The organism is Geodermatophilus telluris (assembly GCF_900102745.1).
In the GTDB taxonomy this organism is placed as follows: domain Bacteria; phylum Actinomycetota; class Actinomycetes; order Mycobacteriales; family Geodermatophilaceae; genus Geodermatophilus; species Geodermatophilus telluris.
This window is the reverse complement of the sequence record NZ_FMZF01000009.1, coordinates 24,772-48,356: the sequence shown is the minus strand read 5'-3', so window position 1 is coordinate 48,356 and position 23,585 is coordinate 24,772. Positions and strand designations below refer to the sequence as shown.

At 73.7% G+C, this 23,585-nt stretch carries 22 protein-coding genes; 10 read left to right on the top strand and 12 right to left on the bottom strand.

Annotated elements, in window-relative coordinates; all coding sequences use genetic code 11:
* Positions 1 to 67 precede the first annotated feature (67 nt).
* The 6 genes from BLQ97_RS22330 to BLQ97_RS22305 form a co-directional block, all read right to left on the bottom strand.
* On the bottom strand, positions 68 to 505 hold the full coding sequence (locus BLQ97_RS22330; RefSeq protein ID WP_091369266.1) for a hypothetical protein: 438 nt from the start codon (positions 503 to 505) through the stop codon (positions 68 to 70).
* 47 nt (positions 506 to 552) lie between these two features.
* The gene (gene pntB, locus BLQ97_RS22325) at positions 553 to 1,971 is read right to left on the bottom strand and encodes a Re/Si-specific NAD(P)(+) transhydrogenase subunit beta (protein WP_091369263.1); all 1,419 of its coding nucleotides are present in this window, start codon (positions 1,969 to 1,971) and stop codon (positions 553 to 555) included.
* 2 nt (positions 1,972 to 1,973) lie between these two features.
* On the bottom strand, positions 1,974 to 3,500 hold the full coding sequence (locus BLQ97_RS22320; RefSeq protein WP_245692653.1) for a Re/Si-specific NAD(P)(+) transhydrogenase subunit alpha: 1,527 nt from the start codon (positions 3,498 to 3,500) through the stop codon (positions 1,974 to 1,976).
* 231 nt (positions 3,501 to 3,731) lie between these two features.
* Positions 3,732 to 4,892 (bottom strand): acyl-CoA dehydrogenase family protein, encoded by a 1,161-nt coding sequence (locus BLQ97_RS22315; RefSeq protein WP_091369258.1) that lies wholly within the window; start codon positions 4,890 to 4,892, stop codon positions 3,732 to 3,734.
* 8 nt (positions 4,893 to 4,900) lie between these two features.
* Entirely contained in the window at positions 4,901 to 6,076 is a 1,176-nt protein-coding gene (locus tag BLQ97_RS22310) for an acyl-CoA dehydrogenase family protein (RefSeq protein ID WP_091369257.1), read from the bottom strand.
* A 160-nt stretch (positions 6,077 to 6,236) separates the two neighbouring features.
* Positions 6,237 to 7,304, bottom strand: a complete 1,068-nt coding sequence (locus BLQ97_RS22305; RefSeq protein ID WP_091369255.1) for a DUF3616 domain-containing protein — start codon at positions 7,302 to 7,304, stop codon at positions 6,237 to 6,239.
* A 63-nt stretch (positions 7,305 to 7,367) separates the two neighbouring features.
* On the opposite strand from BLQ97_RS22305, the gene BLQ97_RS22300 reads away from it, so the two are divergent.
* The 4 genes from BLQ97_RS22300 (at position 7,368) to BLQ97_RS22285 (ending at position 12,433) form a co-directional block, all read left to right on the top strand.
* Complete coding sequence (locus BLQ97_RS22300) at positions 7,368 to 7,748, top strand: TFIIB-type zinc ribbon-containing protein (RefSeq protein ID WP_091369253.1); 381 nt, start codon at positions 7,368 to 7,370, stop codon at positions 7,746 to 7,748.
* A 107-nt stretch (positions 7,749 to 7,855) separates the two neighbouring features.
* Entirely contained in the window at positions 7,856 to 8,773 is a 918-nt protein-coding gene (locus tag BLQ97_RS22295) for a ribonuclease Z (protein WP_091369251.1), read from the top strand.
* 9 nt (positions 8,774 to 8,782) lie between these two features.
* Positions 8,783 to 9,631: a hypothetical protein gene (locus BLQ97_RS22290; RefSeq protein WP_245692651.1), complete on the top strand. Its 849-nt coding sequence runs from the start codon at positions 8,783 to 8,785 to the stop codon at positions 9,629 to 9,631.
* Positions 9,632 to 9,772: 141 nt separating this feature from the next.
* A complete protein-coding gene (locus BLQ97_RS22285) occupies positions 9,773 to 12,433 on the top strand; it encodes a COR domain-containing protein (RefSeq protein WP_175471885.1) in 2,661 nt (886 codons plus the stop codon).
* Here BLQ97_RS22285 and BLQ97_RS22280 read toward each other — a convergent pair.
* Both BLQ97_RS22280 and BLQ97_RS22275 read right to left on the bottom strand, forming a co-directional pair.
* Positions 12,430 to 13,599 (bottom strand): 4-hydroxybenzoate 3-monooxygenase, encoded by a 1,170-nt coding sequence (locus BLQ97_RS22280; RefSeq protein ID WP_091369246.1) that lies wholly within the window; start codon positions 13,597 to 13,599, stop codon positions 12,430 to 12,432. The genes BLQ97_RS22285 and BLQ97_RS22280 overlap by 4 nt on opposite strands.
* A 51-nt stretch (positions 13,600 to 13,650) precedes the next feature.
* Entirely contained in the window at positions 13,651 to 14,430 is a 780-nt protein-coding gene (locus BLQ97_RS22275; RefSeq protein WP_091369243.1) for an IclR family transcriptional regulator, read from the bottom strand.
* A gap of 68 nt (positions 14,431 to 14,498) precedes the next feature.
* Between BLQ97_RS22275 and pcaH the strand changes: the two genes are divergently transcribed.
* The 5 genes from pcaH to pcaC are packed head-to-tail and all read left to right on the top strand — an operon-like array spanning position 14,499 to position 18,440.
* Positions 14,499 to 15,245 carry a protocatechuate 3,4-dioxygenase subunit beta gene (gene pcaH / locus BLQ97_RS22270; RefSeq protein ID WP_091369241.1) on the top strand — a complete coding sequence of 249 codons (747 nt, stop codon included), beginning with the start codon at positions 14,499 to 14,501 and terminating at the stop codon, positions 15,243 to 15,245.
* Entirely contained in the window at positions 15,242 to 15,901 is a 660-nt protein-coding gene (pcaG, locus tag BLQ97_RS22265) for a protocatechuate 3,4-dioxygenase subunit alpha (RefSeq protein WP_245692648.1), read from the top strand. Before pcaH ends, pcaG begins: the two co-directional genes overlap by 4 nt.
* 30 nt (positions 15,902 to 15,931) lie before the next feature.
* Positions 15,932 to 17,263 carry a 3-carboxy-cis,cis-muconate cycloisomerase gene (pcaB, locus tag BLQ97_RS22260; RefSeq protein WP_245692645.1) on the top strand — a complete coding sequence of 444 codons (1,332 nt, stop codon included), beginning with the start codon at positions 15,932 to 15,934 and terminating at the stop codon, positions 17,261 to 17,263.
* The gene (gene pcaD / locus BLQ97_RS22255) at positions 17,260 to 18,039 is read left to right on the top strand and encodes a 3-oxoadipate enol-lactonase (protein ID WP_091369239.1); all 780 of its coding nucleotides are present in this window, start codon (positions 17,260 to 17,262) and stop codon (positions 18,037 to 18,039) included. The genes pcaB and pcaD overlap by 4 nt, the downstream gene beginning before the upstream one ends.
* Complete coding sequence (gene pcaC / locus BLQ97_RS22250; RefSeq protein ID WP_091369237.1) at positions 18,036 to 18,440, top strand: 4-carboxymuconolactone decarboxylase; 405 nt, start codon at positions 18,036 to 18,038, stop codon at positions 18,438 to 18,440. Before pcaD ends, pcaC begins: the two co-directional genes overlap by 4 nt.
* Positions 18,441 to 18,522: 82 nt before the next feature.
* Here the strand turns inward: pcaC and pgi are convergent, their stop codons facing one another.
* The 4 genes from pgi to BLQ97_RS22230 form a co-directional block, all read right to left on the bottom strand.
* Positions 18,523 to 20,154, bottom strand: a complete 1,632-nt coding sequence (gene pgi / locus BLQ97_RS22245; protein WP_091369234.1) for a glucose-6-phosphate isomerase — start codon at positions 20,152 to 20,154, stop codon at positions 18,523 to 18,525.
* Positions 20,155 to 20,231: 77 nt separating this feature from the next.
* Positions 20,232 to 21,065, bottom strand: coding sequence for a 5-oxoprolinase subunit C family protein (locus BLQ97_RS22240; RefSeq protein WP_091369233.1), 834 nt, complete (start codon positions 21,063 to 21,065; stop codon positions 20,232 to 20,234).
* Entirely contained in the window at positions 21,059 to 21,658 is a 600-nt protein-coding gene (locus BLQ97_RS22235) for a 5-oxoprolinase subunit B family protein (RefSeq protein ID WP_091369480.1), read from the bottom strand. The genes BLQ97_RS22240 and BLQ97_RS22235 overlap by 7 nt, the downstream gene beginning before the upstream one ends.
* Positions 21,658 to 22,407 carry a LamB/YcsF family protein gene (locus BLQ97_RS22230; RefSeq protein ID WP_091369478.1) on the bottom strand — a complete coding sequence of 250 codons (750 nt, stop codon included), beginning with the start codon at positions 22,405 to 22,407 and terminating at the stop codon, positions 21,658 to 21,660. The genes BLQ97_RS22235 and BLQ97_RS22230 overlap by 1 nt, the downstream gene beginning before the upstream one ends.
* A 114-nt stretch (positions 22,408 to 22,521) precedes the next feature.
* Here BLQ97_RS22230 and BLQ97_RS22225 point away from each other — a divergent pair, with 114 nt between their 5' ends.
* Positions 22,522 to 23,583 (top strand): chemotaxis protein CheB, encoded by a 1,062-nt coding sequence (locus BLQ97_RS22225; RefSeq protein ID WP_175471884.1) that lies wholly within the window; start codon positions 22,522 to 22,524, stop codon positions 23,581 to 23,583.
* The last annotated feature ends 2 nt before the right edge of the window (positions 23,584 to 23,585 follow it).

Genomic DNA, 23,585 nt, shown 5'->3' with positions numbered 1-23,585 from the left:
CACCTCGGATCCCGTCACCGTCCGCAGAGCCGCCTCCAGGGACACGAGCGGTCGCGGACGGGGAGCCCTAGCCGAGGTCGTCGGCCTCACCCTCGGGACGGGCGCGGCGGCGCAGGATGCCGGTCACCCCGGCGACCCGCGACTGCGCCTGGCGGATCGTGGCGATCATCGGCATGAGGTCCTCGTCGATGGTGCGGATGATGTCGGGCACCGCGTCCACCGCCGGGTCGTCGAGCACCCGGCCCACCCGCTCCAGCCCGGGCTTGAGCGCCCGCACCGGCTCCTCCAGCTCCCCGACCAGCGTCTCCAGCCGCTCGGCGGTGCGCTGCGCCGAGGAGATCGCCGACGTCGCCGTCGACGTCGCCGCGATCAGCTCGCGGACCGCGCCGTTGAGCTCGGTCAGCGTGCGCGGCAGCTGCGCGAGCGCCTCGGTCTGCGCCTGCAGCGCGGTCAGCAGCTCGGTGAAGCCGGGGATCTTCGGCATGCCGAGGCGGAAGGGGTCCACGACGGCAACCGTCGCGCCCCCGCCGCCGGGAGCGCAACCGCAGCGGCCTACAGCGCGCGGAGGATGTCCTCCACCCGCTCGCGGGCGTCGCCGAAGAGCATCCGGGTGTTGTCCCGGAAGAACAGCGGGTTCTGCACGCCGGCGTACCCGGTGCTCATCGACCGCTTGAACACCACGACGTGCCCGGCCTCCCACACGTGCAGCACCGGCATGCCGGCAATGGGGCTGGCGGGGTCCTCGGCCGCGGCCGGGTTCACCGTGTCGTTGGCGCCGATGACCAGGACGACGTCGGTCGTGGCGAGGTCGTCGTTGATCTCGTCCATCTCCAGGACGACGTCGTAGGGGACCCTCGCCTCGGCCAGCAGCACGTTCATGTGCCCGGGCAGGCGGCCGGCGACCGGGTGGATGCCGAAGCGGACCTCGACGCCCTTGTCGGTGAGCGTCCGGGTCAGCTCGGCGACGGCGTTCTGCGCGTGCGCCACCGCCATGCCGTAACCGGGGGTGATGACCACCGAGTCGGCGTCGCGCAGCAGTTGCGCGACCTCCTCGGCGGTGACCTCCGTGTGCTCGCCCTCGACGTCCCCGGAGGCCGCCGTGCTGCCCTCGTTGCCGAAGCCACCGGCGATGACCGACAGGAACGAGCGGTTCATCGCCTGGCACATGATGTAGGAGAGGTAGGCACCCGAGGAGCCCACCAGCGCGCCGGTGATGATCAGCAGGTCGTTGTCGAGCAGGAAGCCCGACGCCGCGGCCGCCCAGCCCGAGTAGCTGTTGAGCATCGAGACGACCACCGGCATGTCGCCGCCGCCGATCGAGGCGACCAGGTGCCAGCCCAGCGCGAGCGCCAGCACGGTCAGCCCCGACAGCACCGCCAGGCCCGGCGACACGACGAACACGACGGTGAGGACGGCGAAGGCGGCGAGCGCGCCGACGTTGAGCGCGTTCTTCCCCGGCAGCACCAGCGGGTTGCTCGTGATCCGCCCGGACAGCTTGAGGAAGGCGACGATCGAGCCGGTGAAGGTGACCGCGCCGATGAACACGCCGATGGCCACCTCGGCGGAGTGGATGCCCACCGGCAGGCCCAGCTCCTCGGCCTCGCCGGCCCCGGATGCCGCAGCGCCCTCCACCGACAGGTAGCCGTTCCACCCGACCAGCACCGCGGCCAGGCCGACGAAGCTGTGCAGCAGCGCGATGAGCTCGGGCATGCCGGTCATCTCGACGATCCGCGCCCGCCACAGCCCGATCGCCGCGCCGATGGCCATGGCGGCGGCGATCAGCCCGACGGCGAGCACGTCGCCGTCGCGCCAGGCCAGCCCGACGGTGGCGACCAGCGCGATGGCCATGCCGGCGATGCCGTAGGCGTTGCCGGCCTTGGCCGTCTCGTGTCGCGACAGGCCGGCCAGGCTCAGCACGAACAGCAGGCCGGCGACGATGTAGGCCGCGGACGCGGCGGTGCTGGCACTCACGGTCAGGCCCTCCGGAACATGCCGAGCATGCGGCGGGTCACCGCGAAGCCACCGAAGACGTTGATGCTGGCCAGCAGCACGGCCAGGAAGGCCAGCACGGTCACCACCGTGCTGACGTGCCCGAGCTGCAGCAGGGCGCCGACCACGATGATCCCGGAGATCGCGTTGGTGACGCTCATCAGCGGCGTGTGCAGCGCGTGGTGCACGTGCCCGATGACGTAGAAGCCGACGACGACGGCGAGGGCGAACACCGTCAGGTTGCCGATCAGCTGGTCGGGGGAGAAGGCGGCCAGCACGAACAGCAGCGCGGCCGCCAGGCCCACGAGCGCGGCGCGCCGCCCGGGTGGCGGGGGCTGCTTCGCCGGTGGCGGCAGCGGTGCCGGGGACGGTGCGGCGGCGGGGGCGGCGGAGACCTGCACCGGCGGCGGGGGCCACAGCCGCTCCCCGCCCCGCGCCACGGTCATGCCGCGCACGACGACGTCGTCGAGGTCGAGCACCAGCCGACCGTCCTTGCCCGGGGTGAGCAGCACGAGCAGGTTGACCAGGTTCGTGGCGAACAGCTGGCTGGCCTGGGCCGGCAGCCGGGCGGGCAGGTCGGTGTAGCCGATGATCGTGACGCCGTTCGGCGTCGTGACCACCTCGTCGGGCACCGACCCCGCCACGTTGCCGCCCTGGGCGGCGGCCATGTCCACCACCACCGACCCCGGCTTCATGCTGGCCACCATGTCCTCGGTGAGCAGCCGGGGCGCCGGACGCCCGGGGATCAGCGCGGTGGTGATCACCACGTCGACGTCGCGGGCCTGCTCGGCGTACATCACGGCAGCCCGCGCGTTGAAGTCCTCGGAGGTGACCGACGCGTAGCCGGTGCCGCCACCGGCCTGCTCGACGTCGTCGGCCGGGACGCCGACGTACTCGCCGCCCAGCGAGCGCACCTGCTCGGCCACCTCGGGGCGGACGTCGGTGGCCCGCACGACGGCGCCGAGGCTGCTCGCCGTGCCGATCGCGGCCAGCCCCGCGACGCCGGCGCCGGCCACGAACACCTTCGCCGGCGGCACCTTGCCCGCGGCGGTCACCTGGCCGGTGAAGAACCGGCCGAAGGCGTGCGCGGCCTCCACGACGGCCCGGTAGCCGGCGATGTTGGCCATCGAGCTGAGCACGTCGAGCGACTGCGCCCGGGAGATGCGGGGGACGGCGTCCATCGCCAGCGCGGTGACGCCGCGGGCGACCAGGGCGTCGAGCAGCTCGGGCGCCAGCGCCGGGGACAGCAGGCTGACCAGCACCCCGTCCGGGCGCAGCAGCTCGACCTCGTCGAGGGTGGGGGCGTTGACGTGCAGGACGACGTCGGCGCCCCACGCCTGCGCCGCGGAGCCCATCCGCGCCCCGGCGGCGACGTAGGCCTCGTCGGGGAAGTCGGCGCGGGCGCCGGCGCCGGACTCGACGAGCACCTCGTGGCCCAGCGCGCACAGCCGGCCGACGCTGGTGGGTGTCGCGGCGACGCGCGTCTCGTTGCGTCGGGTCTCTGCGGGCACACCGATGAGCACGCGCACTCCATCACAGCTCGGGGCCGGCGGCGGGCGCCGGCGGGTCCTGGCGTGGTGCAGCGGGGAGGCGGACGGCCCGACCCCGGTGCTGCATCGTGGCAGGCCGCGATGGCACGCAGTGCCCCCGGTACCGGAACGTGACACGGATCGCACCGGGCCCGGGACGCGCACGGCCGGCGCCCCCGGGGGGACGCCGGCCGTGTCGGTGGAGCGGTGCGCTCAGCCCTGCGCGGTGGTGTAGGGCGCGCCCAGCGGGTCGACCGTCGGGTAGCCGTCCACCTTCGCGGCGAGGCGGGCGGCCGCCCAGTCGCCGTCGCCGAGCACGTGGTCGATCGCGGTCAGCCGGCTGGTGTAGTGCCCGACCGAGTACTCCGCGGTGACCCCGATGCCGCCGTGCAGCTGGATGGCCTCCTTGCCGACGTGCCGGCCGGCGCGGCTGGTCTGCAGCCGGGCGCGGTCGGCGGCGGCGACGACGTCCCCACCGGTGTCGGCCACCATGCTCGCCCACAGCGCGGTGCTGCGGGCCAGCTCGACCGACACGTACATGTCCGCCGCCCGGAAGGTCAGCGCCTGGAACCGGTTGAGCGTGACCCCGAACTGCTTGCGGGTCTTGAGGTACTCCGCGGTGGTCCGCAGCGCGGTCTCCATCGCCCCGACCGCCTCGTTGGCGTAGGCGATGCGAGCCAGCGACTGCGCCCGTTCGACGTCGGCGGACCGGTCGGCGGTGCCCTCGCCGAGCAGCTCGGCCGGGGTGCCCGCGAACGTCACGTTCGCCGCGCGGGTGCCGTCGTGGGTGGCGTAGCCGGTGCGGGTCAGCCCCTCGGCGTCGCCCTGGACGAGGAACAGCGCGGTGCCGCCGTCGACGGCGGCGCTGACCACCAGGACGTCGGCGCGGGCGCCGGCCAGGACCGGCTCCTTGACGCCGGTCAGCCGCCAGCTGCCGCCCTCCTGGGTGGCGGTGACGCCGCGCGCGCCGGTGCTCCACCGGGCGCGGGGCTCGGCGTGCGCGACCGCGAGCACGGTCGCGCCCTCGGACAGCGGCCCGAGGACCGCCTGCCGCTGGGCGGCGGTCCCCACGGCCGCGACCAGGCCGCCGGCCAGCACCACGGACTCGACGAACGGCTCGGGCGCGATGACCCGGCCCATCTCCTCGGCGACGATGCCGACCTCGATCGGGCCGGCGCCCATGCCGCCGTCCTCCTCGGCGAAGGGCAGCCCGAGCACCCCCATCTCGGCCAGCCGGGCCCAGGTCTTCTCGTCGAAGCCGGGGTCGGTGGCGACCGTCTGGCGGCGCACCTCGGCGTCGCCGTAGGCCCGCTGCAGCAGGCCGCGGACGGCCTCGCGCAGGTCGTTCTGCTCGCTGTCGTACTGGAAGTCCACGGGTTACCTCACAGCCCCAGGATCGTGCCGGCGATGATGGTCCGCTGGACCTCGTTGCTGCCTCCGTAGATGGAGACCTTGCGGTAGTTCAGGTACTCCGGCGTGGCCACGCGGGCCCAGTCGGGGACCTCGGAGCCGCCGTCGGCGAAGGAGGCCAGCGAGAGCGGCCCGGCGATGTCGACGATCAGCTCGGTGGCGGCCTGCTGCAGCTCCGAACCGCGCAGCTTGAGCACCGACGACGCCGGGTGCGGCTTGCCGTCGGCGGAGTTGGCCACCACGCGCAGCGCGGTGAGCTCCAGCGCCACGAGCTCGTTCTCCAGCTCGGCGATCCGTGCGGTCAGCCGCGGGTCCTCCGACAGCGGGGTGCCGTCGACGGTGACCTCGCGGGCGTACTGCTTGGCCTGGCTGATCAGCTTCTTGGTGGCACCGACGCGGGCGATGCCCACGCGCTCGTTGCCGAGGAGGAACTTGGCGTAGTCCCAGCCGCGGTTCTCCTCGCCGATGAGGTTCTCCGCGGGCACGCGGACGTCCTCGAAGAAGACCTCGTTGACCTCGTGGCCGCCGTCGAGCAGCTGGATCGGCCGCAGCGTCACGCCGGGGGTGTCCATCGGGAAGACGAGCATCGAGATGCCGCGCTGCTTCTTCTCCGCCGTCGGGTCGGTGCGGACCAGGCAGAAGATCCAGTCGGCGTGCTGGCCGAGGGTGGTCCAGGTCTTCTGCCCGTTGACCACCCAGTCGTCGCCGTCGCGGACGGCGGTGGTGCGCAGCGACGCGAGGTCGGAGCCGGCGTCGGGCTCGGAAAAGCCCTGGCACCACCAGATGTCGAGGTTCGCCGTCTTGGCCAGGAAGCGCTCCTTCTGCTCCTGGTTGCCGAACGCGGCGATGACCGGGCCGATCATGCTGGTGTTGAAGGCGAGCGGCTCGGGGACGTTGGCCAGCTGCATCTCCTCGCGCCAGACGTGGCGCTGCAGCGGGGTCCAGTCCCGGCCGCCCCACTCGACCGGCCAGTGCGGTACGGCCAGGCCGGCGGCGTTGAGGACCCGCTGCGCCTGGACGTACTGCTCGCGGCTCAGGTGGCGCCGGGCCGCGAGGGTGTCGCGGATCTCCGCGGGCACCTGGGTGGTGAAGAAGGTGCGCATCTCATCCCGGAAGGCCTCCATCTCCGGGGAAAGCTGCAACCGCATGGGACCTCTCTCCTGACGGCACCGGTGCCGTCTCGACGTGTGCCCCCGACGATCCCACACGGGTTACCGGTCAGTAAGGACGGTCGGGGTGTCGCGGGCACCGACACACTAACCGCCGGTGTTCCACGCGCCGGGCGCCCGACGCGTGCGGCGGGCTGGCTCAGGGCAGCGCCACCACGTCGGCCAGCACGCCGCCGTCGGCCGTCAGCCGTCCGGGCGCGGGGCTGTCGTGGACGACGAGGAGCAGCCCGTCGGCCGCCGGGCCGAGCAGGCCGATGCCCTCGGGGTGGTCGTCGCCGTCGCCGTACGGGAGGGTCAGCTCACGGGTGAGCCGGTCGCCGCGGACGACGGTCGGCTCCTCCACCGAGCACGCGCCGTGCCAGCGGTAGACGTACACGGGGCCGTCGAGGTCCATCGTCGGGCCGGCGAGCACGAGCAGGTCCTCGCCCTGCGGGCACAGGTCGCGCACGCCGAGACCGGCCATCCGCAGCACGTGCTTGCGGTAGCGGCGGCCGTCGGGGAACCGGCGCAGGCGCAGCCGGGTGGGGTCGTGGGCGTCGACCTCGGGACACAGCTCGAGCACCAGCGCCCAGCCGCGCAGCACCGGGCCGCGCAGGCCGAGGTACACCCGGTCGCCGGAGACGGCGATGCCCTCGACGTCGAGACCGTTGTCCTTGCCCGGGATGGGCAGGAACGGCGCCAGGTGCTCGTCGTCGGCGAGCAGGTCGCGCAGGTCCTTGCCGCGTGCGCCGAAGGCCGCCGCGCACTGCGTGCCGTCGTCCTCGACCAGGGTCGGGAGCCCGCCGACCTCCACCACCGGGACCCGGGCGATCAGCTGTCGCCGCGGCTGGCCGGTCACCCGGGCCAGCCGGCGCAGCGCCCGCTCGCCGTCGTGCTCGTCGCGGATCCGGCGGCGGCGCAGGCTGTGCGAGCCGACCACCCAGAGCGCGTCGCCGCTGCGGGCGAGGCCCTCGATGTCGGCCTCCTCCTCGACGCCCGGGCCGGTGCCGCCGGGCAGGGGGACGAGGTCGGCCAGCGGGAAGCCGGTCTGGTCGCCGTAGCGGCTCGGGGCGGCCGGGTCGTCGGCCACGAGCCGCTCGACGGTGGCGGTCTCGTCCCCGGCCACCCAGAGCACCGGGCCGTCGCTGCGCACCGCGGAGAGGTTGGTGTGGGTGGCGCTCGCCCGGGCGGCGCTGCCGAAGCGGAGGGTCACCGTGCGGGTCCTCACGGCCGGGGACTGTGGCACGGCCGAGGCGGAGCAGGGAGGTGTCCGCGCGTCGTACCGTGCGGCATGGACCTCGTCTGTCCCAAGTGCCAGGGCGTGATGCGCACCTACGAGCGCAACGGCGTGCACGTCGACCAGTGCACCGAGTGTCGGGGGATCTTCCTCGACCGCGGCGAGCTCGAGCGGCTGGTCGACGCGGAGAACTCCTGGCACGGCGCGCCGTCCCGGTCGCAGACCGCGCCGCCCCAGCACGGCGCTCCCCAGCACGGGCAGCCGGCGTACGGCCAGCCGTCCGCGGCGCAGTACCCGGCCGCCGCCGGCGCGGGCCTGGGCGCGGTGGTCAACGAGGTGCTGGGCGCGGTCCGCGGCAGCGGGCACGGCTCCTCGCACGGCTCCTCGGGGCACCGCAGGCGCAAGGAGTCCTTCCTGTCCGATCTCTTCGGCTGAGGCAGGTCCTGCTCCGGCGCGCAGTCGTGCTCTGACCACACCTGTGGGCAGAGCACGACCACGCGGCGGACAGGTCGCTCCCGCCGGCCGCCGGTACGGTCGCGGCCGTGGCGGCACGGGAGCTGGTCGTGCTCGGCACCGCCAGCCAGGTGCCGACGCGCACCCGCAACCACAACGGCTACCTGCTGCGCTGGGACGGCCGCGGCTTCCTGTTCGACCCGGGCGAGGGCACGCAGCGGCAGCTGCTGCTGGCCGGCGTCCCCAGCAGCGCCGTCCACCGGGTGTTCGTCAGCCACTTCCACGGCGACCACTGCCTGGGCCTGCCCGGGGTCCTGCAGCGGGTGTCGCTCGACGGCGTCGCGCACCCCGTGGCCACCCACTACCCGGCCTCGGGGCAGGTGTTCTACGACCGGCTGCGGCACGCCAGCGCCTTCGCCGACCGGGCCGACGTCCGGGCCGGCCCGGTGACCGGGGAGGGGGTGCTCGCCGAGGACCCGGTGGGCACCTGGGAGGCGCGCCGGCTCGACCACCCGGTCGAGTCCTTCGGCTACCGCCTGGTCGAGCCCGACGGGCGGCGGATGCTGCCCGACCGGCTGGCCGCGGCCGGCATCGCCGGGGCCGACGTGGGCCGGCTGCAGCGCGCCGGCGTGCTGCGGGTGGGGGAGCGGACGGTGCGGCTGGCCGACGTCAGCGAGCCGCGGCCGGGCCAGCGGTTCGCCTTCGTCATGGACACCCGCCTGTGCGACGGCGTCGCGGCGCTGGCCGAGAGCGCCGACCTGCTGGTGGTCGAGGCGACCTTCCTGGCCGAGGACGCCGCGCTCGCCGAGCGGTACGGCCACCTCACCGCCCGGCAGGCCGCGCGGGTGGCCGCCGAGGCCGGGGTGCGGACGCTGGTGCTCAGCCACTTCTCCCAGCGCTACCCCGACCAGCGCCGCCTCGAGGAGGAGGCCCGCGCCGAGTTCGCCGGCGACCTCGTCGTCGCCGCGGACCTGCAGCGGGTTCCGGTGCCCGCCCGCCGGGGGTAGGCGGGCACCGTGTTCGAGAACCTGGGGTTCGAGCCCGATTGGTTCGGCCTGCTGGGCCGCGAGGTGCTGCGCGAGCGGCGCGCCGCGCTCATCGCCGAGGCGTGCGCGTGGAGCGTCGGCCTCTCCGACCGGCCGCACCACCTGCGGCTGCGCGGGCGGCTGGTGGCCACCGGCTCCACCATCGGCGACCGCGCCGCCACCGGCCAGGCGCTGTCGGGGGAGGAGGACGGCCGGCTCGAGCTCGGTGACGCCCGGCCCGGCAGCTTCCAGGACGCGCTCAACGCCGTCGACGCCGACGGCACCGTCGTCGCCGACCGGTTCGACCGCGAGGTGATCGAGCCGTTCGTGCACGAGACCTGCGTGCTCGCCGCCGACCGCGCCCGCCGCACCCGCCCGGGGCAGTGGGCCGAGCTGCTCGACGACCTCGGCGAGGACGGGGCCGAGCTCGCCGACGTCGTCCGCGCGGGGGAGTGGGAGCAGCCGCTGCGCACCGACGCCGAGCACCTGGTGCTGGCCGCGCTGGGCACCGCGCCGCTGCTCGAGGTGGAGGCCGAGGGGCTGCCGCTGTCCCTGGTGCGCGCCGCGGAGGCCGCCGCCCGCGAGGCGGCCGCCCCGCCCCCGGCGCCCGAGCCCGAGGACCTCTCCGGTGCGCTGTTCCTCGCGCTGGCCGCCGTCCGGGAGGCCGGGCTGCCTGCGCCGGTGCCGGCCGAGGACGCCCCGCGGCTGCTCGCCGCGCTGGCCGAGCAGGGCCTCGAGCCCGCCGAGGTCACCGGCGTCCTGCCGCAGCTGCCGCTGGCGCCGGGCACTGCCGAGATGGTGCGTGCCCACCTCGCGCGACCTGACGAGTCTTTGAGCTAGCTCGCAAGGAGCTCGTACGCGTTCTGTGCGGCGACCTTGGCGTGACACGCTTCGCTGGCTGCGCCAGGTTGAGAACTTCAGAATAGGGTTGAAGACCTAGGCTGGCTTGAGGCCGCCGTAGTGTGACCGCACCGGGGGATGATGTTGAGTCAGGACGCGCGGTACTTCGACCAGGCCCGAGACGAGATTGCGCGAGTTGCGCAGACGCGTGGGACCTCGCTTCGTCTCGCCGGCAGGGGACTGCGCGCGATTCCTCCGGAGATCGGTGATCTGGTTGCGCTTCGCGAGTTGGATCTTCGCAGCAACCTGCTAACGGAACTCCCCGCGTCGATCGGTCGCCTCGTCAACCTGCGCGAGCTGCACCTAGACGCCAACCGGCTGAAGGCTCTGCCAGAGGAAATTGTCGGCCTCCGCAAGTTGCAGCATCTTGGGGTGTCATCAAATCGGCTGGAGTCGTTGCCCGAGAGGGTGGGCTCCTTGACGGCGCTGAAGTCGCTTCATCTGCGAGGCAATCAGCTGACAGTTCTTCCTCGCTCGTTAGGTCGATTGGATCTGAATCGCGGCGGAGGTCTTCTTCTGGAAGGGAATCCATTCAAGGATCCTCTTCCAAGTCTTATTGCGTCGGGGATCACTAATCTCCTCACTTATCTCCGAAGCCTTGACGATGGCGAGCCTCAGTATGAGGCGAAGTTGCTGCTCGTAGGTGAGGGGGAGGTGGGCAAATCCTCACTCTTGGCAAGGATGAGAGGGGAGTCCTTCATTGAAGGTCGCTCGACGACGCATGGGATAGAGATCCGGCGTCTGGAACTCGATCACCCATCCCTAGTTGGAAGCCAGATCGTCCTCAACGCCTGGGATTTTGGCGGCCAGGAGATATATAGAATTACTCACCAGTTTTTCTTCAGCCGCCGCTGCATGTATCTTGTGGTGTGGAATCCCCGCCAAGGTCGCGAGGCAAATGAGGTCGAGGATTGGGTGCGGCGCATCCGCCTTCGTGTAGGCGAGGACGCCAAGGTCCTCATCGTCGCAACTCATAGCGACATCAGGCGCCCGGAGTTGGATTACAACAGTTTGCGGAGTCGATTTCCGACGATCATTGTCGGGAATCATGCGATTGACAGCAAGAGTGGTTCCGGACTGCAGGAGCTCCGCTCAAGCCTTGCGCAGGAGTCTTCCCTTCTGCCCCAGATGGGCGAGCTCCTGAGTCGTAAGTGGGCTTTGGCGCGACAGGAGATTCTGGGACTCCCAGAGCCGCAGATCTCGCACTTCGAGTTCAGTACTGTCGCCATCAAACACGGTCTCGGTATCGATGAAACGACCGCCTTGGCGGCATTGCTGCACGACCTGGGTCATATCGTGCATTACGGCGATGATGCTGGCTTGAAAGACATAGTTGTCCTGCAACCAGAGTGGCTCACCAAGGCAATCGGTTACGTGCTCGAGGATGTTGGAACGCGCGAGGCGGGCGGCATCCTGGATCACACGCGTCTGCGCGAAATTTGGCAAAGCGCCGAGGATGACTATCCTGAACGCTATTATCCATATTTTCTGCGTTTGATGGAGAAATTTGATGTCTCGTATAGGCTGCCGAACACTCACGCGAGCCTTATTGGTCAGTTGGTGCCATACGAGCGGCCTGAGATCCCGTGGATGCAAGATGGTGACGCGAACAGGAGACTCTCCCTTGTGTGCGTCATGAACGAGGAGGCTCCGGGTCTGATCGCATGGCTCACGGTGCGCAATAACCGGTTTTCGGCCGGCGTACACTGGCGAAAGGGGGTGTTCTTCCGGCACCAAGCCTACGCATCCGAAGCATTGCTGGAGATTACTGCGGAACGGACCTTGCTTCTCGACGTCCGCGCCCCCTCGCCGGATTACTTTTTCAGCGTGCTCCGTGACGGGATCGAAGACTTAATTGCAGCTCGCTGGCCCGGCCTGCAGTACCAATTGTTGATCCCATGTCCTGGCACGAATGGCCGACACCCTTGTGGCGGTCAGTTCTCCTTTCGAACGCTTCAGCGATATCGCGAACGGCAGCGGGCTACCATCGATTGCCAGGAGTGCTTGGAGTCGCAAGATGTCACGCGACTGCTTACAGGGTTTGAAGCGCCACGAGTTTCACTGCAAGACTCGTTGGACAAGCTGCATATTGATCACGCTCGCGTCCTTGCAGGACTGGGTCGACTCGAGGCCTATGCGGCCGATGCTGCTCGGCAGATTCGCGTGGTTCTGAAAGCCATCGCAAGCGAGTCGGGAGAGTGTCCCCGGTTGTTTACGATGGAGGAGACTCAGCAGACATCAATTACCAATTGGTGGAAGACGACTTTCTCCCTGACTCTTTGGTGTGAACATCCAGGGGGCGAGCATTCGTGGCCGGCTGCGACTTATGAGGTGCACCGCCCAAACGAATGGGTCCAGCAAATCGCGCCCTACGGACTGCTTGTCGCAAAAACACTGAAGCTGCTCGTCCCCTTTGCGTCGACCGCGATTAGTGACGTGTTTGACGCTGATGACGCCGAGCGCGTCAATCGCCACTTGGCGATGATGAAGGATCTTGCGGGCGAGGTGAACGAGTTAGGGGACTCGCGCGATGCGTTAGGGGGAGGATCGGGCACTAAGATTAGCGTTGCTGAGGGTGCGGCCTTGCGCGCCTTGGCGACCTTCTTGAACGAAGAGGACGTCAGTCAAGGCTGGGGCGGTCTACGACGGCGGATGACATCCTCGGGGGACTTCGTTTGGATCTGCCCGCGTCATTACGGCTTATACGACCCAGGGTTGCCGGAACTTCCGGCACAGCTCTAGTAGGGCAGGCCGGTGTAGTTCTCGGCGAGCTCGCGGGCGGCGGCCTCCGACGAGCAGACCCGGCGCAGCTGGGAGAGCTGCAGCTGGGCGTCGAAGGCGTCGCCGCTGGTGTGCAGCATCGAGGTCATCCACCAGGAGAAGTGGGTGGCCCGCCAGACCCGGCGCAGCGCCGTGTCGGAGTAGGCGTCGGCGAGGTCGGTCTCCTTGTCCTGCAGCAGCCGCACCAGCGCCCGCGACAGCAGGACGACGTCGGCCACGGCGAGGTTGAGGCCCTTGGCGCCGGTGGGCGGCACGATGTGCGCGGCGTCGCCGGCGAGGAACAGCCGGCCTCGGCGCATCGGCGCGCTGACGAACGAGCGCATCGGCAGGATCGACTTCTCGGTGATCCGCCCCGTGGACAGCTCCCAGCCGTCGAGCGCGAACCGGGTGGCCAGGCCCTCCCAGATCCGGTCGTCGGACCAGTCCTCGATCCGCTCCGACGGGTCGACCTGCAGGTACAGCCGCGACACCGACGGCGAGCGCATCGAGTACAGCGCGAACCCGTCGGGGTGCCAGGCGTAGATCAGCTCGTCGGTGGCCGGGGGCGCGTCGGCCAGGATGCCCAGCCACGCGTAGGGGTAGGTGCGCTCCCACAGCTGCTGGCCGCTGCCGCCCTCGGCGACGACGGCGCGCGAGGGGCCGTGGAAGCCGTCGGTGCCGGCCACGACGTCGCACTCGAGCACCCGGGCCACGCCGTCGGCGTCGGTGAACCGGATGCGCGGGCTGTCGGTGTCGACGTCCTCGACCGCCACGTCGGAGACGTCGAACAGCAGCGGCGGGCCGCCGGCGAGCTGGGCGGCGACGAGGTCCTTGACCACCTCGGTCTGCCCGTAGACCCACACCCGGCGGCCGCACAGAGCGGGGAAGTCGAGCTGGTGGCGCACGCCGGGGTACTGCAGGTGGATGCCGCGGTGCTCGAGGCCCTCGCGGTGCAGCCGGTCACCCATGCCGGCCTCGGTCAGCACGTCGACGGTGTTCTGCTCGAGGATCCCGGCGCGGACGCGGGCCTCGACGTACTCGCGGGACCGGTTCTCCAGCACCACCGAGTCGATGCCCTGCAGGGCGAGCAGCCGCGACAGCAGCAGGCCCGCCGGACCTGCACCGATGATCCCCACCTGGGTGCGCATGCGGTCGAGTGTGACCCCGGCTACGCCCCGGTGGACACCGCACGCTCCCGCTCAGCGGAAGGGAGTCGTGCGGGCGAGCGCGCGGCCGATGCCCCGGGCGGCCACCTCCAGCACCGGCACCAAGCGGGCGAGGTCGCGCCGGTGGGTGGGGACGACGATGCCGAGCGCCGCGGCCACCACCGGCCCGCCCTCCGCCCGCTCCACCCGCACCGGGACCGCGACCGAGGCGGTGCCCAGCGACATCTCCTCGGCGGTGCGCGCCCAGCCGCGGCGGCGGACGTCGGCCAGCTCGCGCGAGATCCGCGCCGGGTCCACGACGGTGTACGGGGTGGCCCGCTCGGGCGCGGCGAGCACCTGGGCCACCACCTCGTCGGGCGCCGAGGCCAGCAGCACCTTGCCCACACCCGTGGCGTGCAGCGGCAGCCGGCTGCCCACCTGGCTGACCACCGGCACCGACTCGCGGCCGGAGATCCGCTCCACGTAGAGCGCCTGCGTGCCCTCGCGGACGGCCAGGTGCACGGTGTCGCGGGTGGCGGTGTGCACGTCGAGGAGGAAGGGCGCGGCGAGCTGGCGCAGCTCCAGCTGGACGGGGGCGAGCAGGCCGAGGTCCCAGAGCTTGCGGCCGATCTCGTAGCGGCCGTCGGCCCGCCGGGACAGCGCGCCCCAGGCGGTCAGCTCGGCGAGCAGCCGGTGCGCGGTGGTCAGCGGGGTGCCCGAGCGCCCCGCGATCTCGGTGAGGGTCAGCCGGGGCGAGTCCGCGTCGAAGGCGTCGAGGACGGCGAGGGCCCGCGCGGTGACCGAGCGCCCCGGGCTGGTGCTGCCTCCGGCCACGGCGGTCCCTTCCTCTGGACGGAAAGCGGAGCTTGGGGCGCCAGTGTGCCGGACGTACGTTGCCGGACATGACCGGGACCACATCCGAGCGCGGGCTGAGGCTGCCGCGCTACCTCCGCGAGGACGCCGCGCAGCGCACGCCCGTCGGGTTCCCCGGGTACCGGAGCACGGCACTGCGGGCACCGCTGCGGACGCCGGTCGACCTGCCGCACCGGCTCACCGAGGTCACCGGTCCGGTGCTCGGCGAGGACCGGGTGCGCCCGGGGGACGCCGACCTGACCCTGCGCAACGGCGGGGAGGCGATCGGCCAGCGGATCCTGGTGCACGGCCGGGTGCTCGACAGCGACGGCCGCCCGGTGCCCGGCGCGCTGGTGGAGGTGTGGCAGGCCAACGCGGCCGGCCGCTACCGGCACGTCGTCGACAACTGGCCGGCACCGCTGGACCCGCACTTCGACGGGCTGGGCCGGGTGGTCACCGACAGCCTGGGCCGCTACGAGTTCCTCACCGTCAAGCCCGGCGCGTACCCGTGGAGCAACCACCACAACGCCTGGCGGCCGGCGCACATCCACTTCAGCCTGTTCGGCCGGGCCTTCACCCAGCGCCTGGTCACCCAGATGTACTTCCCCGACGACCCGCTGTTCGGGCAGGACCCGATCTACAACTCCATCCCGGCCGCGGCCCGGCACCGCGCGGTCAGCCGGTTCTCCCTCGAGCGCACCCAGGACGACTGGGCGCTGGCCTTCGAGTGGGACGTCGTGCTGCGCGGCTCGGAGCAGACCCCGTTCGAGACCGACGACGACGGAGACGTGGCGTGAGCGGAAGCGTGCCGGACCCCCTGGACGTCCCGCCGGACCCGGCCGGCCCCCTCCAGCCGCGCTCCGGCCGGCGCGGCTCCGGCTTCCTCACCGAGCCGCTGCGGCTGGGCACCACCCCCAGCGCCACGGTCGGTCCCTACCTGGCCATCGGCCTGACCTGGGCCGACGGCGCGTGGGCGGCCGCGGAGGGCACGCCGGGCGGCTTCTGGCTCCGCGGCCGGGTGCTCGACGGCGCGGGTGACGTGGTCACCGACGCGATGGTCGAGACCTGGCAGGCCGACCCCGACGGCCGCTTCCCCTCACCGGAGGACCCGCGCGGGCCGTCGTCGTACCCGGGCTTCCGCGGCTACGCGCGCGCCTCCACGCTGTCCGGGGAGTTCGCCGTGCACACGCTGCGGCCCGGGCGGCTGCCCGACGGCCGGGGCGGGCTGCAGGCGCCGCACGTCGACGTCTCGGTGTTCGCCCGCGGGCTGCTCGACCGCGTGGTCACCCGCGTCTACCTCGCCGACGAGACCGAGGCCAACGCCGAGGACGCCGTCCTGCGGTCGCTGCCCGAGGACCGCCGCGCCACGCTGCTGGCGACCCCGGCCGAGGACGGCTACCGCTTCGACGTGCACCTGCAGGGTGATCGCGAGACGGTCTTCTTCGCGGTCTGAGCGCGGGTCTCCGGCGGCAGGGAGGACGTCGTGGCAGGTCTGTTCGCCGGCACCTTCGCCCGCGGCGGTGCGGCGGCGGCCGTCTCCGACGAGGCGTGGATCCGCGCGCTGCTCGGGGTCGAGGCCGCCCTGGCGCGGGCCGCCGCCGCGTCGGGCCTGGTGACCGCGACCGCGGCGGACGCGGTGGCCGCCGCCTGCGCCGACCCCTCGCGGCTGGACCTCGCGACCGTCGTCGCCCGGGCCGCCGACGCCGGCAACCCGGTGCCGCCGCTGGTGCGGGCGCTGCAGGACGCCGTCGGCGAGCGCGACGCCGCCGCCGTCCACGTGGGCGCCACCAGCCAGGACGTGCTCGACACCGCGCTGGTGCTGCTGGCGCGGTCGGCGGTGCAGGCGGTGGACGCCGACCTGGCGGCCGCGGCCGCGCGGTGCGCCGAGCTGGCCCGCACCCACCGGGACGACGTGGTCGTGGGCCGCACGCTGATGCAGCAGGCGCTGCCGACGACGTTCGGGCTCAAGGCGGCCGGCTGGCTGGCCGGGCTGGACGGCGCGCGGCTGCGGCTGGCCGAGGTGGTGGCCACGCTGCCGGTGCAGTACGGCGGCGCGGTCGGCACGCTCGCGGCGTCGTCCGGCACCGGGGTGGCGGTGCGCGAGGCGCTGGCCGCCGAGCTCGGGCTGGCCAGCACCGCCGTCCCCTGGGCCACCGTGCGGCTGCCCGTGGCCGACCTGGCGGGGGCGCTGGGCGCGGCGGCCGGCGTGGTGGCCACCGTGGCGCTCGACGTGGTGCTGCTGGCCCAGTCGGAGGTGGCCGAGGTCGCCGAGGTGGGCGAGGGGCGCGGGGGGTCCTCCGCCATGCCGCACAAGCGCAACCCGGTGGCGGCGATCTCGGCGCGGGCCTGCGCGCGGCGGGCACCCGGCCTGGTGGCCACGCTGCTGGGCGCGATGGAGCAGGAGCACGAGCGCGCCGCCGGGGCGTGGCACTCCGAGTGGCCGACGCTGACGGAGCTGCTGGTGGGCGTCGGGTCGGCGGCGTCGTGGCTGGCGGAGAGCCTGCGCGGGCTGCGGCCCGAGGTCGACCGGATGGCCGCGACGGTGGCGGCGGCGGGGGAGGGCTCGCTGGCCGGCGCGCTGGCCGAGGCGCTGACGCCGTCGCTGGGCCGCGCGGCGGCGCACGACGCCGCCGCCGACGCCACCCGGGAGGCCCGCGAGAGCGGGCGGGCGCTGGCCGAGGTCGTGGCCGCGCGGACCGACGTGGACGCCGCCGCGGTGCTCGCCGCCGCCGCGCCCGACACGGGGGAGGCCGGCGCGCAGGTGGACGCGGCGCTGGCCGAGCACGACCGACTGACCGAGGGAGAGCGCGGATGACCGCCGTCGAGGTGTCCTACACGGAGGACGGGCCGGCCGACGCGCCGGTCGTCGTCCTGTCCAACTCGCTGGGGGCCACCCGCGGCATGTGGGACCCGCAGGTGCCGGCGCTGGCCGAGCGCTACCGGGTGGTCACCTACGACACCCGCGGGCACGGCGAGTCGCCGGCCCCGGCCGGGCCGTACTCCCTCGACGACCTGGTGGACGACGTCGTCGCCTTGCTGGACCGGCTCGGCGCGCGCCGGGCGCACGTGGCGGGCCTGTCGCTGGGCGGGATGACGGCGCTGCGGCTGGCCGCGCGGGAGCCCGACCGGGTCGGGCAGCTGGCGATCCTCGCCTCCTCGGCGAAGCCGGACCCGCAGGGGTTCCTCGACCGGGCCGTCGCCGCCCGTTCCGGGGGCACCGCGCCGCTGGCGCCGACCGTGGTGCAGCGCTGGCTGACGCCCGGGTACGCGGCCGCGCACCCCGAGCTGGTGGCCCGGCTGGAGGCGATGATCGCCGCCGCGGACGACGAGGGCTACGCGCTGTGCTGCGAGGTGGTGGCCGCGGTGGACCTGCGCGAGGACCTCGCCCGGATCACCGCGCCGACGCTCGTGGTCTCGGGCGCCGAGGACCCGGCGCTGCCCCCGCCGCACCAGCAGCTCGTCGCCGACGGGATCGCCGGGGCGACGCTGGTGTCGGTGAGCCCGGGGGCGCACCTGCCGAACCTGGAGCAGCCGCTGGAGGTGACCGGCGCGCTGCTCGGTCACCTCGACGCCGCCGGGGGCCACGCGTGAGCGAGCCCGATCTCTCCACTGACGACGCCCGCCGCGACGCGGGCACGCGCACCCGGCGCGAGGTGCTCGGCGACGCGTGGGTGGACCGCGCGGTGGCGAGCAGCACACCGTTCACCGCCGGGTTCCAGGACTTCATCACCCGGGTCGCGTGGGGCGACGTCTGGCAGCGGCCCGGGCTCTCGCGGCGCGACCGCAGCCTGATGACGCTGTCGATCACGATCGCGCTGCGGCACTGGGACGAGTTCGCGCTGCACGTGCGCGCCGCGAGGAACAACGGGCTGTCCGACGAGGAGATCGCCGAGGTCATCCAGCACTCCGCCGTCTACGCCGGCGTCCCCGCGGCGAACCACGCGTTCAAGGTGGCCGGCCCGATCCTGGACGAGCTCCGCGAGCAGGGCTGACCGCGGGCGACGGTGTGCGCGGAGGCCCCCTTCCCGGGTCACGAACGAGGCGCCAGCGCACACCGTCGCCCGAGTGCGGACCTCAGGCGGGGCGGCCGCGGCCCTCGCGGAGGAGGCGGACCAGGGCGTCGGTCGAGGAGTCGGAGTCGTACTCGGGCGCGGACGCGCTCTGCAGCTTGGGCGCGAGCTGGTTGGCCATCACCTTGCCCAGCTCCACGCCCCACTGGTCGAAGGAGTTGATGCCCCACACCACGCCCTGGGTGAAGACCCGGTGCTCGTAGGCGGCCACCAGCTGGCCCAGCACCGACGGCGTCAGCTCCGGCGCGACGATCGCGTTCGACGGCCGGTTGCCCGGCATCACCCGGTGCGGGACGACGGCGGCCGCCGTCCCCTCTGCGGCCACCTCCTCGGCGGTGCGGCCGAAGGCCAGCGCGCGCGGCTGGGCGAGGAAGTTGGCCAGGAACAGGTCGTGCATGCCGTCGAGATCGTGGTTGGGGCGCGCGAACCCGATGAAGTCGGCCGGCACCAGCACCGTGCCCTGGTGCAGCAGCTGGTAGAAGGCGTGCTGGCCGTTGGTGCCCGGCTCGCCCCACACGATCTCGCCGGTGGCGACGTCGACCGGGGAGCCGTCGAGGGTGACCGACTTGCCGTTGGACTCCATGCACAGCTGCTGCAGGTAGGCGGGGAACCGCGCCAGGTACTGCGAGTAGGGCAGCACCGCCTGGCTCTGCGCGCCGAAGAAGTCGGTGTACCAGAGCGAGATCAGCCCGAGCAGCGCCGGGAGGTTCTCCTCGTAGGGCGCGGTGCGGAAGTGCTCGTCCATCGCGTGGAACCCGTCGAGCAGCTCGCGGTACCGCTCCGGCCCGATGGCCACCATCAGCGACAGGCCGATGGCGGAGGTGAACGAGTAGCGGCCGCCCACCCAGTCCCAGAAGCCGAACATGTTCGCGGTGTCGATGCCGAACGCGGCCACCTTCTCCGCGTTGGTCGAGACGGCGACGAAGTGCTTCGCGACCGCCGCGTCGTCCCCGCCCAGTCCCTCGAGCAGCCAGCGGCGCGCCTCGGTGGCGTTGGTCAGCGTCTCCTGGGTGGTGAAGGTCTTCGACGCCACGATGAACAGCGTGCTGGCCGGGTCGAGGTCGCGGGTGGCCTCGGCGAGGTCGGTCGGGTCGATGTTCGAGACGAAGCGGAAGGTCAGCGACCGGTCGGAGTAGTCCCGCAGCGCCAGGTAGGCCATGGCCGGGCCGAGGTCGGAGCCGCCGATGCCGATGTTGACCACCGCGCGGATCCGCTCGCCGGTGTGCCCGGTCCAGGCGCCGCCGCGCACCCGGTCGGCGAACTCCGCCATCCGGCCGAGGACCTCGTGCACCTCCTGCCGGACGTCGTGGCCGTCGACGTCGAGGCCGCTGCTCGCCGGGTCGCGCAGCGCCACGTGCAGCACCGCGCGGTCCTCGGTGGTGTTGACGTGCTCGCCGCGGAACATCGCCTCGGTGCGCTCGCGCAGGCCCACGCTCTCGGCCAGCGCGGCGAGCAGGCGGACGGTCTCGCGGGTGAGCCGGTTCTTCGAGTAGTCGAGGTAGAGGTCCCCGGCGGTCACGGTGAGCTCGGTGCCGCGGTCGGGGTCCTCGGCGAACAGGTCCCGCAGGTGCCGGTCGCCCACCTCCCGGTGGTGCTCGGCCAGTGCCTGCCACTCCGCGCTGTCCCTGACGCCCATCGACCTCTCCCGCTCCCGCTGACGGCTGCCGTCGTCCCCACCCTGCCGGGTGCCGGCGGCGGGGGCGACCCCGGGCGTCAGGAGCGCAGGCGTAGCTCCTGGCCGGGGCGCAGCTGCGCGCAGCGGTCGACGTCGTCGTCGGCCACGTACCCGGCCACCGGGTAGCCGCCGGTCACGGGCGCGTCGGCGAGGAACAGCACCGGTGCGCCCGACGGCGGCACCTGCAGCGCGCCGCGCACCAGCCCCTCGCTCGGCAGCTCGCCGGACACCCGCCGCTCCAGCGCGGGCCCGGCCAGCCGCAGGCCCACCCGGTTGCTGTCGGCGGTGACCGTCCACGGCGCGGACCCGAGCAGGCGCAGCGCCGCCGCGGTCAGCCAGTCGGCCCGCGGCCCGGGCAGCAGCCGCACGGTCAGCGGCCCGGCCGGCGGGTCGGCCACCGGCGCGACGTCCACCCCCGGCAGCCGGCCCGACGGCGCACCCACCGGAAGCACGTCACCGGCCCGCAGCGGAGCCGGCCCGAGGCCGGACAGCACGTCGGTGGACCGCGAGCCGAGCACCGGCGCGACGTCGACCCCGCCGCGCACGGCGAGGTAGGTCCGCAGCCCGGACGGCGGCGTGCCCAGGTCCAGCACCGTGCCCGCCCGCAGCAGCCCCGGCGCGCAGTGCACCGGGCTGCCCGGGCAGCGCGCCCCCGTGGTGACGGCCAGCAGGTCGGTCTCCGCGCGCACCACCAGCCCGCCGAGGGTGCACTCCAGCACCGCCGCGGAGACGTCGTCGCCCACCAGCCGGTTGGCCAGCGCCGCCGACGCGCGGTCGGCCGCCCCCGACCGGCCCACCCCGATGCCGCCCAGCCCGGGCCGGCCGCGGTCCTGCACCGTGGTGAGCGGCCCGGGCGCCAGCACGGTCAGCACGGCACGAACCGCACCCGCACCCCCGGCCGCAGCAGCGCCGCCGGGTCCCGGGCGAGGTCGAACACCGCCACGTCGGTGCGGCCGACCAGCTGCCAGCCGCCCGGCGACTCGCGCGGGTAGACGCCGGTGAACCCGCCGGCCAGCCCCACCGCGCCGGCGGGCACCCGGGTGCGCGGGCTGGTCAGCCGGGGGACGTCCCACGGGTCGGTGTCGGGGGTGCAGTAGCCGAAGCCGGGCGCGAAGCCGCAGAAGGCCACCGTCCACTCCCGCCCGGCGTGCGCCGCGACCAGGCCGTCGGGGTCGGTGCCCAGCAGCTCGGCGACGGCGGCCAGGTCGGCGCCGTCGTAGTGCACCGGCAGCTCCACCCGCTCGCCCGAGCCGCGCCGCCCCGGCCGCCACGGCAGCCGCTCGAGGTCCGCCCGCACGCCGGCGGGGTCGCCGTCGGTCACCACCAGGACCGTCCGCGCGGCCGGGACGACGTCGGCGACGCCGGGCAGCGCGCGGTCGAGCAGCGCGGCGGTGAACCCGAGGACGGCGTCGAGGTCGTCGAGCTCCACCAGCAGCGCCGAGGACCCGCTCGGCAGCACCCGCATCACGCGAACGGGGCCAGCGCCACGCCGGCCCGTGTCAGCGCCGCCCGCACCTGCCGGGCGATCGCCACCGCGCCCGGGGTGTCGCCGTGCACGCAGATCGACGCCGGCGCCAGCACGAGGAGGCTGCCGTCGACGGCGGCGACCGGCTCCCCGGTGGCCATCGCCACGCAGCGGCGGGCGATCTCGTCGGGGTCGTGCAGCACCGCGCCGGGCAGCCGGCGCGGCACCAGCGTCCCCTCCGGCGTGTACGCCCGGTCGGCGAACGCCTCGGCGACGACGGTCAGGCCGGCCTCGCCCGCCAGTCGCAGCCACGCCGACCCGGGCAGGCCCAGCACCGGCAGCGTGCGGTCGTACTCGACCACCGCGCGCACCACCGCGGCCGCCTGCTCCTCGTGCGCGACGATCGCGTTGTAGAGCGCGCCGTGCGGCTTGACGTAGCGCACCCGCGTGCCGGCGACGCGGGCGAAGGCCTCCAGCGCGCCGAGCTGGTAGAGGACGTCGGCGGTGAGCTCGTCGGGGGCGGCGTCGAGGAAGCGGCGGCCGAACCCGGCGAGGTCCCGGTAGGACACCTGCGCCCCGACACTCACCCCCGCGGCGGCCGCCCCCTCGCACACCCGCCGCAGGGTCACCGGGTCGCCGGCGTGGAACCCGCAGGCGACGTTGGCGCTCGTCACCAGGGGCAGCATCTCCGCGTCGTCCCCGAGCGTCCACGCGCCGAAGGACTCCCCGAGGTCGGCGTTGAGGTCCACGGCCCCATCCTCGCGGGCCGTCGGCGGACGGAACGGAACCGGTCCCGGAGCCCTAGTGTGGGGGCGACGCGTCGCCGGGCTCTCGGGGGACCGGCGCAGGGGGACGGAGGCGCCGTGGCAACCCGCGACCTGGTGGTGGTCGGCGCCTCGGCCGGCGGGGTGGAGGCGCTGCGGGAGCTCTGCGCGCGGCTGCCCGAGGACCTGCCCGCCGCCGTCCTGGTGGCGCTGCACATGCCCGCCAGCGGCCGCAGCGCGCTGGCGTCGGTCCTCGGGCGGGTGTCCCGGCTGCCGGTCCGGGCGGCCGAGGACGGCCTGCCGCTGGTCCCCGGCACGGTGACCGTGGCAGTGCCCGACCGGCACCTGGTGGTCGTCGGCGACCGCGTCGTGCTCTCCCGCGGGCCGCGGGAGAACGGCCACCGCCCGGCGGTCGACGTGCTGTTCCGGTCGGCCGCCCAGGCGCGCGGGCCCCGGGTGGTCGGCGTGGTGCTCTCCGGGGCGCTCGACGACGGCACCGCCGGCACCATCGCGATCCGCTCCCGCGGCGGGGTCGCCGTCGCCCAGGACCCCGAGGACGCGCTCTACCCGAGCATGCCGCTGCACGCGGCCGAGGTCGGCCGGGCCGACCACGTGGCCGCCCTCGGCGAGCTGCCGGAACTGCTGGACCGGCTGGTGCGGCAGCGGGTCGACGTCGCCGTCGCGCCGCCGCCGACGGCGCTGATGGACACGGAGACGGAGATGGCCCAGCTCGACGCGCACGCCATGGACGACGACGACCGGCCCGGCGCCCCGTCCGGCTACGGCTGCCCGACCTGCCACGGCGCCCTGTTCACCATCGCCGAGGGGGGCATGGAGCGCTTCCGCTGCCGGGTCGGGCACGCGTGGTCCCCGGAGGCGCTGGTCGCCGAGCAGGCGCAGGCCCTGGAGAGCGCGCTGTGGATGGCGCTGCGCGGGCTCGAGGAGCGGGCGGCGCTGAGCCGGCGCATGGGCGACCGGGCCGCCGAGCGCGGCCACCGGCACAGCGCCGAGGCATTCCGCCGCCGGCACGACGAGGCGCAGGAGGCCGCCGCCCTGCTCCGGGGGCTGCTCGAGCGCGGGGCGCTCAACGGGGAGGCGGTGCCCGACATCGCCGACGAAGCCCTCGGCGACGCCGGGGCCGAGCGGGCGACCGGGTCCTGACC